A 12,698-nucleotide genomic window follows, 5' to 3' on the forward strand; every position below is an offset into this window, starting at 1 on the left:
CCTCCAATCGTTTTATAAATATCTATCTCGCCAAAATATTGAAGTATCAAAAGTCTTTTCCGGTAGTATAACCAATTCGTTCGTACCACTTTCTATATTAAAGAAGTCACTTGCAAATGTTTTTTCTTGTAACATAGGTTCTTCGTTTACTACTACAATATTTTCTTGTGTATCTATTCTTATATCATCGCCTTTTTGGATTATCATATCTCTAGCGCCTTCGGGTTTCTCTAATAATTCTCTGTTATACGTTCCTAGAATATAAATGTTAGCAAAATCGGTATTTTGATACCTTGCCTCATAAAGTGTTGTGCTTGCTACTTTACGTTGGTAAAAATTACCGGAATCAGTAAAAGTCTTTTCATTAACTGCGATTGGTTCAAGTCTTTGTGGATATGGCGTTTCGTCATATTTCCAACTTTTAACAGTAAACTCATTACCTTTTCTAGTTAAAGCGATATATATAACAAAACTATCAAGCCCTTGTATATATGGGTCATTATCAAAGTCATATATTTTCACTTGTTCCCCACTTTGATTAAATAAAGTTACGATAATTGTTCCTGTTCTTCTTGATTCACTTTTCTTAACATATCCGATTGATGCCAATAACCTATTATCTACATCATAGATAAATTGTGAAAATTTAGCTGTTCCCTTTTTCGTGTTATTAAGTAGAATTTTAGCTGTTACTCTAAAATCTTGAACACTTTTGGAGAATGATTTTTTAAGACCGCCACCGTTCCAACCGTCGTTTCCTAATGTGTCTACATTAAGATACAAACTATTATTTGATGATGAGCTTTGTAATTCTCCACCAGTGGTGCCACCTAAATAATTATCGTTAATACTGCCATTACCTAATTCAATCCAACCTCTCATATCTCGCATTTCAGACGTTAATACGGGTGGGCTGTAATTATCTAACGGTTTATCTACATCATCATCGCCAATCATAAAAAATTCGTCGCTATCGCCGTTATATCCTTTTGCAATCATAAAGTGACTGCTTGGTTCTAAGGCTCTTGCTTGTATCTCGATTGGTGTATCTTTATTACCGGCATTGTATAACGTTGCTTGGTCTGATATTGCCGTTTGTTTTGTTCTTGTACTAGCGTATTTATAAGGGTCAATACAAAGAAAGTTAATTGTAGCTTTACCAAAATTAACAAAATAATCTTTATCAATAGTGCCTTCTAATATCCCGTAATAAATTCTATCGGGTTCTCTATCGAATTGTATTGTCTTTGGTTCATCAGTTGTTAACCAGTCTGCCAAATCTTCGGCGACGTGTTCCAAACTTTCGCCTACTTCCAAACTATCAACTAACAACTTAACTTCGATATTTCTAACTTTATCTCTAACAGATGTTAGGACGGTACCAGACCGTCCGTTTACATCAGTGGTATTAATTTCTCTATCTTGTCCCCAACTTGTTTCATAGTCGGTATAATAACAGTAATCTTTTTCGATACCATTAAATGAGAAATTACTCATTAGCAACCTCCTTTCTATTTACGATTAAAGCGTTTGTTTCTTCTTTCGATGTTTTCAATTTCAGTTTTAACCGTATCTGCAACTTGTTTACCAACTTTCTTATTATCAAGATAAATTGGATTGTTACCGTTGTTACGTGTATTAACTTCGATTGTTTCGTTCGTTTCGTTGCTTTCTTCAATGAGTTGCATAATACGTTGTAAAGTTTCGCCTTCGGTACTGAAACCTAGCTTGTCGCCTGTTTCTTTCCAAATTGCTTGTGATTTAACTTTGTTTGCTGGGTCGTGACTGATTACACTTTCGGGGAAACCACCTTCGGCAAGCCATGCAATTTCCGGACTATTGATAATACCACCATCAGCGTAACCATGCCCATGACCGATTACATCAAGTAATGAAGAACCGTATCTTGAACTTGCATACCGCATACCGGCAATTAAATTATCCATACCGTTCATGATATTGTTATGACCCGGTAATTGGAAAGCATCAAAGGTACCCGGTTTTACTTGTACTAAACCTTTTGCGTTACCGTCGCTTAATCCATCGTTGCCACCAATAGCTTTAGCGTTGCCACCACTTTCGGTTTGTATCTGTCTTTGCCATGCACTTACATAATCTTTTGAAGTTGGTAAACCGGCTTTTTTCAATGCACCTTTAACGTCCCATTTACCGCCGGAACCACCAACATGTGATTTCAACCACGGTAACGGGTCTACTGGTTTACCGTCTTGACGGTGTTCATAATGAAGATGTGGTCCCGATGAACGCCCTGTGTCGCCCGACGTTCCTAGTAGGTCGCCGGCTTTAACTTGTTTGTTTCCATCAAATGCTAAATCGCTTAAATGTCCGTAAATGACTTCTAAGCCATTTCCATTTTTTATTGAAACATGATTACCAAAACCGCTACCATCTTGTGGTATAGCTTTAGCAAGACCACTGATTGTTGAGTAAACTTTTTCATAAACGTAATTTAAATCAATGCCCATATGTGGACTATTAAAAGGATATCCCGGCGCCCTTCCATTCGGACTGAATGGGAAATTTAAATTCTCCGGCGAAAAGTCTAAGAAACTACTATTGCCGGCTGTTGCTTGCGCAAACCAACCTTTGATTTTTTCAACTGCGCCATCTTTAAGTCGATTTAAACCACCTTTAGCAAAGTCGCCAACAATTCCGGAATAATCTCCGAAATCTACACCAAAACCTTCTAATGCTTTATCTAAAAGTTTACGGGGGCTATCAACCCAATCCATAACATCGCCGACACTATCTTTTAACCAGTCTGCGCCTTTACCTACTTTGTCTTTAGTCCAATTATAGCCTTGACCTAATTTATCGCCCGCCCAACTTAATGCGTTGCCGACTGTACCACCGTTTAAGTGTGGGTATGCGTCGCCACCTAGCTTGCTGTTGGTTGGACTTTGATTTAATAGTGCGTGTGTTTGTTTACCACTATATACTTTTGAGCCTTTAGGTAAATAAGTGTTGGTATCTCTATTTGGTGTAAATGATATTTTGCCATTTGGATATTTAATCATTTCATTACGATAACCACCCGGTCCATTACCTCTACCTTTGTCGCCAACTGTAGCAAATGTACCTTCTTTTAATGCACCGTCACTTGATGTTTTAACTTTTCTATTAACTTGTTGATTGTGTGTTGTACCAGTGCTTAAATGTGGTATCTCTTTATCAATACCTAATTTGTCGCCAACCCAATTAATACCGTCAATTAATTTATTTAATCCGTCCTTAATTGAACCGACCATATCATCTATGAAACCTTTGATTTTATCAATAATATTTGATAAACCATTTTTCATATTGTTAAACGTTGATTCTACTCGGTCCCATAAATCAGCTACCGTATTTACTACTGTATTTCTGATTGTGTCCCAAATATCCGAAAGGTAGTTAAACACGTTGTTAAAAATACGTTTTGATGTATTCCATAAATCAGTAAAGTAATTTGACACTTTATCATATAAATCTACAACAAAATCTACTACTGTATTTCTGATTTTTCGCCAAGTATCATATAAGAAGTTTTTAACAGATGTGAATATTGATTTGATAGAACCCCACAAGGAATTAAAAGCGCTTTTCACTTTTGACCAAATATAGCGTGCAAATGAAATCACTTTATCAGAAATGTAATTCCAAGTTGAAACTAACCAATTCTTAACAGTTGTAATGATTGATTTAACATTTCTCCACAACCAAGTGAAATATTGCTTAACTTTAGACCAAATATTACGGGCAAAACTAGATACCTTATTATAAATATAGTTCCACGTACTCACTAGCCAATTTTTAACAGATGTGAATATTGATTTGGCGCTGTTCCATAACCACGTGAAGTATTGTTTTACTTTCGTCCATATCCAACGTGCGAAAGTCGAAATCTTGTTGTAAATATAGTTCCACGTACTTACTAACCAGTTTTTAGCTGTCGTAAAAATTGACTTCGTGTTATTCCATAACCATGTAAAATATTGTTTTACTTTCGTCCAAATTAGCCTTGCATAATATGAAATTCGATTTGTAATTGTAGTCCAAATAAATATTAACCAGTTTTTGACTTTGGCAAAAATCACTTGGATATTAAACCAAATTTTATTGAACCAAAATTTCACTTGATTAAATATTTGTACTACTCTATCAATTATTTGTGTTTTAATTAAATTCCAAACCCAAATAAAGAAATCTTTAATACCATTAAAAATCATAGCGATTGTAGTTTTCCAAAATAGGAAATTCGCTTTAAGGTTTTGCCACCACAATTTTATAATAGTCATTACTAGATTTTTTGCCTTCGTCCATATTGAAACTAAGAAGTTTTTAACGGCTGTAAAAATAGTAACTGCCCAATATTTAATTGAGTTCCATATTCCTATTACCGCATTTCTAAACCCTTCGTTGGTTTTCCATAAATGAATGAATATACCAACAAGCGCTGTAATGATACCAATAATAATTGTTACGGGTCCGCCCATGAAACGTATTGCTAAACCTACTGCCTTCATAATTGGTGGTAGTATTTTCAATACCATTGCTAAACGTCTGATAATTGGGAATAAAATTCCAATACCAATACCAACTACTTTAATAATTCCGGATAAGGCTACCGCCGACGCTACAAATTTTGTTATTTGTGGGTGGGCTTTCATAAACTCGGCTATCATCTTACTTACTTTAACTGCAATGCTTAATACCTTGGCACCAATCGGCGATACTGCTTGTACAAATTGTACAAACACATCAACGATATTACCGATTAAATCGCCGACCATCGGGGCATTTTTTCTTATATACGCTAGGAAGTTTTGAAACGATTTATTTTGACTTAATTCAGCCGACCAATTTTTAAACTTATTAGTCATACTATCTAAGCCATTTAATACCCAACCTGTTTCACTGCTAAATGCTTTGAATAAATTGATTATGCCATTAAATACATTGCCAAATATACTACCTAAAATCGGTAGGTTTGTTTTTGTATAGTTGATAAAGTCTTTAATACCGTTTGCCGTTGATGTACTATTTGCCCAATCTTGGAAACTTTTAGCCATGTTTTGAAAGCCTTTTGATGCCCATGTAAACAATGGATTGAGTTTGTTAAATAAGGCTACTGCTCCGTCGCCGAAACTACCAATAGCATTTAATATATTCTTGAACACTTTCGGTCCAATCTTATTTAAGATACTAAACATTTTTTGGGCGTTCTCGCTGTTCTTAACCCAATCAAGCAACTTATTTGATGCTTTTGATGTAATACTCGCAATTTCATTTATAGCCGGTGTGAGTTGGTCTAAGGCAAAACTTGCTGTATTAATACCATTTGTCATGGTGTTAAATATCTGTGCTTGATTACCTTTAACTAAACTATCAAATTGTGTTTTAATACCGGCTATCGCATCTTGATATTTTTGTGTTTCTGCTGTTGCTTTTAACAACCCTTCATCAAGCATTGCTAATGCACGTTTTGACATGCCAACCATTGTCATTGCGCCGGCACCAGCTATACCAAATGCACCACCAAGACCAATAGCACCACCAACTACGGCTGTTAATGATGAACCAATAGCCATAACACTTGAAACAACGGCGCCCGCAATTGGAATGATTGAAGTTAAACTTGAAAGTACAAGCCCTTTAAACATTCCACTCGCTACTTCGCCAACGTTACGCAAGCTAGTACCGATTTTGTTTATAGTTTTAAATGTTTTTGATACATCGTTTCTTACGCCACCGAATGTACGTTTAACCGAACCACCAACACTATTGACAACCCTTGTCGTCCTACTGAATTTATCGTTCATAAATACAATATCTTTGTTGAGTGAAGTCATTTCATTTCGTATTGAGCTAAACGCAATTTTTGCCTTACCCGGTAGCTGTGAAAATGAAATACTTTTAATGTCTTTATTTAATTTCTGCGTCGTTTCGTATGATACGTAACCAAATTGTTTAAATTCCTTTTCGGCTTGATGCAATGTTGCGTTGATTTCGTGCATACTTTTTGAATATGCTTTGAAATCACTGTCGTTCATTTTCTTTTGCATATTATATAACGACAATTCAGTGCTATTTAATTTACTTTGTAAGTCTTTAAAACTATATCCAACTGTTTTGAAATCATCGCCTAAAGACTTACCAAAATTAATTTTGTCAATCTCTGTGAGTTGTGTATCTAACTTGCCAACATCTTTTGACAATGTGTTAAATGCTTTACTTGTCTTGTTAGTCATTTCAGATGTATCAACTTTAGATATTGACTTTTGCAAATTGGTAAAGGTCTTTTGCGATACACTACCAGTGTCTTCAAATTCTTTTTTAGCACCGTTTAATTCTGATTTAACATTACTTAAATCTACATCATCGCCCATTTCAGCCATTGATTTATCTACTTTAGAAACTGAATTATTCATCATATCAAAGCGTTTGTTAACGTTCTTTTCAGTAGACGTTGTTTTGTCGTCAAACTCTCGCATTTTACGTTCCATACGGTCTACGGCTCTTGTAAATTTCGTAACATCAGCATTAAACTTTACATTAACTTTATCCATTTCAGCCATTCACTTTTTCCCTCCTTTCTTACCACTTATCGTTAAACACCTATGAGTTTTCGATTCGTTTTAACTTTTCGATATCGTCCCACTCTAATTCATCGCTCGAACGTGCTTGATTACTACCTTTGTCATTTTGTTGACCGGGTTCAATGTTCTTCATGAATTTTTTGTTAGCTTTGTCTTGGTTCTTGTCTTGTGGGTTTGCGTGCATACGTGATAGGTGGTTAAGATACAAGCGTTGTTTTTCTCTGTCTGCCTCTTGTTCTAAGGTTTCAAAGTGAATTAATAAATAACCTAGTAAATCAACCGCCGGTGCGTCTATGACTTGTTCACGACCACCAACGATTGGACTAAGCGTATATACCAAACTATCTTCAATTGTTATTGTTTCTTGCTTGTTGTTTGTTTTGCTGTCTTGTTGAAGTTGAGTGCCTTTCCCACTTTATCCATAAGTGATTTAACACGTTTAACAATTTTTTCGATATCGTTCACTTCAACTACTGCCTCGATAATTTCAAAGAAAGTATCCATATCTTGGTGTTCTAAATAAGCGCTGTCGATACCACTTGCTACACTTGTTAGTTCAATTGTTCTTTCCGGTACTTTCTCGATTAGGAAACCTAATGCGTCTAAAACATCGAAAATATTAAAGTCCTCATTACGGATTAAATCTTCAATATCAAAACCTTCTGTGTATTGTCCGAATAGGTTTGTTACTGTAGCTTGAAACTCTTTGTTGTCTTGCAAGTCTTTTTGAATTGAGTTAATAACTTTTGCAATTGCGCCTAACTGTCCGGGTCTTACTGGTTTGATTTCGATTGCTTTTGATTGGTCTGTTTCGTGTAGATTGCCTTGTTTGTCTTGGTCGAATAATTTGATATTTACTTTAGTCATTTAAAATTCCTCCGATTATTGTTTGTTTTTGCTTAAAATATTGATTTTTTGAAAAATAAAAAAGGTAGCCAATTTGACTACCTTGTAACTCTTGAAACTATTATGAAACTGTAACCGTTACCGTTGCCGTCACGTTGCTACCGTCATTTGCTGTTGCTGTAATTGTCGCCTCGCCTGTTGCTACTGCTGTAACTACACCGGCACTATCTACAGTTGCGATTGATTCATCGCTTGATGTGTAAGTTAATGATTTATCAACTGCGCCCGACGGTTGTACAGTTGGTTGTAATGTTACGGTTTCACTAACTGCTAACGTTTGTGTCTCGCTATTAAATGCAATGCTAGAAACTAATGTGTTATCTGTGTTTGAAGTGTTGCCATTTAATAAGTCGTCCCATTTAGGTAAAATACCGTTAGGGTCAAAGTTACCTGTATAGAAATAATTACCTTTACGTTTTGGTGTTGCACCGTCACGTGGATAAGCCACCATTGCAATTTCTAATGAACCTTGTTCGTTTGCACTTGAAATTTCTAGTTCCCCATTAGACGCCGCCTTATAAATATTTATATCGTTTTCATGTGTACTGTGCGAACGTTTATGAATACGTACTGATTTACCACGTTTGCGGTTTGATGCGCCTAATGGTGCGTCTGCTACACCTGTAACTTTTCCATCTTGTTCAACTGTTTCTGTACCTGCAAGCGCAAGTTTCAACATCTCGATTGTTTGTTGGGCTGCGACAATGTTAACTGTTACGTTATACCCTGTTGAGCGTTGGTCCCATGGACTGTTACCATGGTCGGCAATTGTGATATCTTCCATTTCTGGTTCAAATGATACCGAACCACCTTCGGCTTGGAAGTATGATTTTGCGTCGCCGTCTACACCGTCGAATTTAATAATTTCGTCGCCTTCCCCAATGATAATATCCGATAATCCGAAAATAATTTCATCTTCACCGTTACGTGTAGATTGTGCAAAGTGTTGTAAGTTTAATTTGATATGGTCGCTTTTATCAGCGAACGGAAATATTTTTTGTTGTGTCATTCCTTTTTCCTCCTTGATTGCATTAAAAAAGCGAACGCTATTTTTTGCGCTCGCTTGCTTTCTTGATTTGTGTTTCGAAATTCAAACTATATGACATAATGTTATCTTCATCTACACCCAACCTAGCCGGTAGGTGCAACCCGTCTATTGAATACACATTGTAATCAACTTCACATGTCTTATAACTAACTGTCATAGTATCGTTTCTATGTTGGTGTAATAACTCGTAAACTTTGATTGCTACATCGTTCGCTTTAGAAAAATCAGACGACTTAACAATTATTTGATAACGTGGTCTTATCAATTGCCCTTCATACATACTCGGCGGTTCTCCGGGGTCGCTATAAACAACGATTGTATCGTCGTTACGTGTAGTGAAATTCATAGAAATTAACATATCTGTTTGTATGTTCGATTTTAAAAAATTCATTATCGCTTGTTCTATCATGTTTAACCTCCATAAGTTTCAGTAACGACGTTAGCCAATTGACTGCGCCATCTACTTTGATTAAGTAGTTTTGCATTGGTTAAGAATTTTCTTCCCGGTTCAAAACTACCTACATTAGGTTTGGCACGTGTTAATTCGCCCCGTCCGTTAATATAATAATCGGTATAGGTAACGCCTCTAGCGTATTTATTGTACATACCTTTTCTTGAAGGTTCTTCGTGTCTACGCAAAGCATAAACTAACGGGGAACCAACAGATAAAGACAATTGACCGTTTGCATATTTTGCACCGGTACTTTGAATTGATTGTTCTAACTGCCCCGTATCTCGTGGTGCTAATGCTTTCGCATCTGCCTCCACTTGGTAGCCTACTTTATTCGCCTTTTTAATCATATTGGTAACTAATTTTTTATCAGACGTTTTCATTTTGGCAATAAAATTTTCGGTATCTTGGTTATTGATACCAAAATGTTTATTTGCCATTGATAATCAACGTTCTAAAGGTAGTACGACTAGCCGATAAATTAGTAGTTTCCGTATAACTTTTAACGGTACCTGTCTTAACTGTTCCACGTCTTGTCGTGTATTCAACTTCAATACCTGTATCTACGGGTACATCGTGCATTACGTCTACTTCGTCTACTGCATCATCATATACAAAAGTTTTATTCCTTTGTAATTCAGCGTGTTCATTCACACGACATTTGAATGTTGATGTATCAGTTAACGGCTGTCCGTAATCGTCGTAACTTTCATTACCGTTTTCATCAAGTATTGGTACCGACATTGTTATGCTTTGTCGCATTGGTGGAATCATATTAACCTACCTACTCTCATCGTTGTTTTCGGTGTACCGTTTTTCTCGTGTTCCTTTTCAATAATAGAAACAACATTAGGGCTTAATATTTCGTCTTGTTCTAATACGGCTTTCACATCTTTAACAGTATAATCAGTGATTCCCTGTCTTTTCAACATCGCTATGCCTTCATACTCTGATTCAACATTGTATAAAGTTTGTAGGGCTACCATACGCTTTGATAAATCTACATTAGGATAGTTTGTTAGGAAATCTTTTATTTGTTCCTGTGCGCTAAATATATGCTTTGTAAGTGCGTCATGTGTTAACTCGTCGAAATAATCCGGTGTAGGTAGTTTTGACAAATAATCTTTAACTTCTTGTTCGTTTACTTCCATACCTCACACCTCATTTCTCTAATTCTTCTAATGCTTTAACGTAATCTGATTTTTTAGCTTTACGACCAACTTCGATATTATTATCTTTTACTAGTTGCTGTAGCTCTTTAACTGTCATTGATTCATAGTCAACACCATTTGTATTGTTTGATTCTTTGTTGTCTATTTCTTCGATAACTTCGACCAAATGATTAAGGCGACTATATTCATCATCGTTTAGATAAATATAACCGCCTGTGCTAACTAATGATTTATGATGTGATATTGAGCCTTGTATAACTCTACATTTCTTCATCATAAAACACCTCTAATTAATTATGCTGTTGTTCCGTCGTCTACTGTGCCGTCGCCTGTACTTCCACCGTCTGTAGGTTGTTCGCTACCTGTTGGTGCTACATCTAAGTAAACTGTACCGTTAACGTTTTTAGTAACTGGCATAACAACTTGTCCGACAATTGTTTTTTCTGTTACTGGGTCTTTATCAATAACAGTGATAACAAATTTACCTTTTTCGAAATTGTTTTCAACACTTGGTCCACTCATAGTAGAACCTAATACAGATGAACGTAATACTACTTTATCGTCTGCTAAATGTTCATGTGTTTCAATCTCGCCAAGTTCGTTTTCAATCGCTGTTTCTGTATCATCAATAACGATTTGTGGTAACTTAACAGAATTTAACAATGCTGTAACGTCATCATCTTTAACGATGCGTGGACTGTTAGTGTCGTTAAACAATTCTGTTTTGATTTGTCCGGAACCAACTAACTTGTTATAAGTAGTTGAGTTCATGTTAATAACTTCCGGTTTCTTACGACCATTAGTTTTTTGGAATTGCTTAACGGCGTTTTGCAAGTCTGTAATTGGTGCGCCTTGTTCCGTTCCCCATTCGTTCGCTACTGTAATGTTGTTTTCTTTCGGACGGTCTAAGTCGAAAGTTAAACGTGTTTGCGTCATTGGGTCTGCATAATCTACACGACCGTTGTAAGCCATTTGAGAACGGATATACTCTACTGTGTCATCAACTGAAACCGATAACTCGTTCGTGTCGATTAAAACACCATCAACGATTTTTTGACGTTCTGAATCATTACGTGGGTTTCTGTAGTGATACATTTCAATTTCATCTAAGAAATTAGCGTTTTGAATTTTAGTAAGGCTTGCAATTGCTTGTTTGCCTTGTCCTTTGTTTCTAATTGGTGCGCCTGCTTTAAAGCCTGTAATTGATGCCGACGCATTAATTTGTTGTTCTACAATGTTGTAAACATTTTCGATTTCTTCTACTTCTTCAACCGGGTATGCGCTCGCTAAAGGGTACTGATTCGGCGTATCTTCCGAACGTAATTTATCAGCCTCTTTAACAAACGATTTTAAACTCGCTTGTTGTAAGCGTTTATCTTCTAATACCATTAATAATCCTCCTTATGATGTGATTAAATATCAAATCTGATATAACCTTGTGTCGCTTTCTTAAAGTTATCTGTAACACCTTTACAACGTGCCTCAATAACCGATGCGTTACGTACTGCACTAACAATTTCATTTTCATTAGGCTCTACTGTTACATCGTTCGCTGTTAATACTGCACCTTTCATTGATGCCGGTGTACTTCCTGTTACAAGTTCAAATAAACCTGTTTCTTCATTACGGAAAATAGCCGTACCAATTGGCACTTCTGTTACTTCTGTGAATGTTGAACCATCTAAAGTAGTATTACCTACTGTATATTCAACGTTCTTGCCATCACGTAAAAACTCAACTGATTTACCAAATGTTTTGTATGTTTTTGGTTTTAAATTCATTGGTTATTCCTCCTTACCTAATAATCTTTGTGCATTATTTTTCCCGATTGCCTCATCACTGTTATCAAAACCGTTATTGCCTTTTTTAGCACCCGGATTATAACCACTCGTTTGTGATTGGGCTTGTTGCTGTTGTTGTGAGCCTTGAGCTGGGTCATCAGAATTTGTTGAATCTAGGAATAAGTAAGAATCTGATTCACGTAACTTTTCCAATTGGTCTTGTAATCCTATAACCTCGTTATCTTCATCATTGAATTTAAGGTTTTCTGATTCAAGTAAAGACCTAACCGCCTTAACGTTACGTGCGCCCGAATCACGTAATTTATTTTCTAAACTGTGATTAAAGTTAAGGTCTTTAACTTCTTGTTTGCGCTGTTCTTCTTTATCTTGATTCGCTTGTCGTAAGTCACTAATTGTTTGTTGCAAATCATCGCCGTTTTTAGCTTTCTCTTGTAAGTCTTTTAACTCATTGTCTTTTTGCTCGTTATCTTCTTTGTAAGAATCAACGGTATTTTGCAACTCGTTAAGTTTCGTATCTTTTTGACTTACCTTGTCTTTAAAACCCTGTATTTCTTGACCATGTAGTGACATCACTTTTTCCAATGATTCATCATCAATTCCGATGTTTCTTAAATCTTCTCTTGTAAAACTCATTTACAATTCCTCCTTACGTTTTTTTCTACGGTGTTCGACACCGATAGGATTAAGCGTTGTATCGTAACGCCTACGAATCATGTATAA

Annotated in this window: 13 protein-coding genes; all 13 read right to left on the minus strand. The window is 36.0% G+C overall.

All coding sequences use genetic code 11. The features are described 5' to 3' along the window. Nucleotides 1–12: 12 nt before the first annotated feature. Nucleotides 13–1,497 carry a distal tail protein Dit gene (locus AST02_RS03975; protein WP_069815799.1) on the minus strand — a complete coding sequence of 495 codons (1,485 nt, stop codon included), beginning with the start codon at nt 1,495–1,497 and terminating at the stop codon, nt 13–15. Nucleotides 1,498–1,511: 14 nt separating this feature from the next. Continuing rightward, complete coding sequence (locus AST02_RS03980; protein ID WP_069815801.1) at nt 1,512–6,578, minus strand: peptidoglycan DD-metalloendopeptidase family protein; 5,067 nt, start codon at nt 6,576–6,578, stop codon at nt 1,512–1,514. Nucleotides 6,579–6,618: 40 nt separating this feature from the next. Continuing rightward, nucleotides 6,619–6,939 carry a hypothetical protein gene (locus tag AST02_RS03985; RefSeq protein ID WP_231111887.1) on the minus strand — a complete coding sequence of 107 codons (321 nt, stop codon included), beginning with the start codon at nt 6,937–6,939 and terminating at the stop codon, nt 6,619–6,621. A 14-nt stretch (nt 6,940–6,953) separates the two neighbouring features. Continuing rightward, the gene (locus AST02_RS03990; RefSeq protein ID WP_069815803.1) at nt 6,954–7,466 is read right to left on the minus strand and encodes a hypothetical protein; all 513 of its coding nucleotides are present in this window, start codon (nt 7,464–7,466) and stop codon (nt 6,954–6,956) included. A 100-nt stretch (nt 7,467–7,566) separates the two neighbouring features. Continuing rightward, nucleotides 7,567–8,514, minus strand: a complete 948-nt coding sequence (locus tag AST02_RS03995; RefSeq protein WP_069815806.1) for an Ig-like domain-containing protein — start codon at nt 8,512–8,514, stop codon at nt 7,567–7,569. A 37-nt stretch (nt 8,515–8,551) separates the two neighbouring features. Beyond that, the gene (locus tag AST02_RS04000) at nt 8,552–8,962 is read right to left on the minus strand and encodes a minor capsid protein (protein WP_069815808.1); all 411 of its coding nucleotides are present in this window, start codon (nt 8,960–8,962) and stop codon (nt 8,552–8,554) included. Between the two features lie 2 nt (nt 8,963–8,964). Then, nucleotides 8,965–9,444 (minus strand): HK97 gp10 family phage protein, encoded by a 480-nt coding sequence (locus AST02_RS04005; RefSeq protein ID WP_069815809.1) that lies wholly within the window; start codon nt 9,442–9,444, stop codon nt 8,965–8,967. Then, a complete protein-coding gene (locus AST02_RS04010) occupies nt 9,434–9,778 on the minus strand; it encodes a hypothetical protein (protein WP_069815812.1) in 345 nt (114 codons plus the stop codon). Before AST02_RS04010 ends, AST02_RS04005 begins: the two co-directional genes overlap by 11 nt. After that, nucleotides 9,775–10,155, minus strand: a complete 381-nt coding sequence (locus AST02_RS04015) for a hypothetical protein (protein ID WP_069815813.1) — start codon at nt 10,153–10,155, stop codon at nt 9,775–9,777. The genes AST02_RS04010 and AST02_RS04015 overlap by 4 nt, the downstream gene beginning before the upstream one ends. Before the next feature lie 10 nt (nt 10,156–10,165). Further along, on the minus strand, nt 10,166–10,450 hold the full coding sequence (locus AST02_RS04020; RefSeq protein ID WP_237736275.1) for a hypothetical protein: 285 nt from the start codon (nt 10,448–10,450) through the stop codon (nt 10,166–10,168). 20 nt (nt 10,451–10,470) lie between these two features. Continuing rightward, nucleotides 10,471–11,565 carry a major capsid protein gene (locus AST02_RS04025; RefSeq protein WP_069815815.1) on the minus strand — a complete coding sequence of 365 codons (1,095 nt, stop codon included), beginning with the start codon at nt 11,563–11,565 and terminating at the stop codon, nt 10,471–10,473. Between the two features lie 23 nt (nt 11,566–11,588). Next, entirely contained in the window at nt 11,589–11,957 is a 369-nt protein-coding gene (locus AST02_RS04030; protein ID WP_069815817.1) for a hypothetical protein, read from the minus strand. A 3-nt stretch (nt 11,958–11,960) separates the two neighbouring features. Then, nucleotides 11,961–12,611, minus strand: coding sequence for a phage scaffolding protein (locus tag AST02_RS04035; RefSeq protein ID WP_069815819.1), 651 nt, complete (start codon nt 12,609–12,611; stop codon nt 11,961–11,963). Nucleotides 12,612–12,698: the final 87 nt, after the last annotated feature.

Origin of the sequence: Staphylococcus equorum (genome assembly GCF_001747895.1) — a bacterium.
Lineage (GTDB): Bacteria > Bacillota > Bacilli > Staphylococcales > Staphylococcaceae > Staphylococcus > Staphylococcus equorum_A.

What these genes read in the sequence shown, in the direction of transcription:
- AST02_RS03980 (WP_069815801.1), bottom strand. Translation starts at nt 6,578, where the DNA reads ATGGCTGAAATGGATAAAGTTAATGTAAAGTTTAATGCTGATGTTACG.
- AST02_RS04030 (WP_069815817.1), bottom strand. Translation starts at nt 11,957, where the DNA reads ATGAATTTAAAACCAAAAACATACAAAACATTTGGTAAATCAGTTGAG.
- AST02_RS04005 (WP_069815809.1), bottom strand. Translation starts at nt 9,444, where the DNA reads ATGGCAAATAAACATTTTGGTATCAATAACCAAGATACCGAAAATTTT.
- AST02_RS04000 (WP_069815808.1), bottom strand. Translation starts at nt 8,962, where the DNA reads ATGATAGAACAAGCGATAATGAATTTTTTAAAATCGAACATACAAACA.
- AST02_RS04010 (WP_069815812.1), bottom strand. Translation starts at nt 9,778, where the DNA reads ATGATTCCACCAATGCGACAAAGCATAACAATGTCGGTACCAATACTT.
- AST02_RS03990 (WP_069815803.1), bottom strand. Translation starts at nt 7,466, where the DNA reads ATGACTAAAGTAAATATCAAATTATTCGACCAAGACAAACAAGGCAAT.
- AST02_RS04035 (WP_069815819.1), bottom strand. Translation starts at nt 12,611, where the DNA reads ATGAGTTTTACAAGAGAAGATTTAAGAAACATCGGAATTGATGATGAA.
- AST02_RS03995 (WP_069815806.1), bottom strand. Translation starts at nt 8,514, where the DNA reads ATGACACAACAAAAAATATTTCCGTTCGCTGATAAAAGCGACCATATC.
- AST02_RS04020 (WP_237736275.1), bottom strand. Translation starts at nt 10,450, where the DNA reads ATGAAGAAATGTAGAGTTATACAAGGCTCAATATCACATCATAAATCA.
- AST02_RS04015 (WP_069815813.1), bottom strand. Translation starts at nt 10,155, where the DNA reads ATGGAAGTAAACGAACAAGAAGTTAAAGATTATTTGTCAAAACTACCT.
- AST02_RS04025 (WP_069815815.1), bottom strand. Translation starts at nt 11,565, where the DNA reads ATGGTATTAGAAGATAAACGCTTACAACAAGCGAGTTTAAAATCGTTT.
- AST02_RS03975 (WP_069815799.1), bottom strand. Translation starts at nt 1,497, where the DNA reads ATGAGTAATTTCTCATTTAATGGTATCGAAAAAGATTACTGTTATTAT.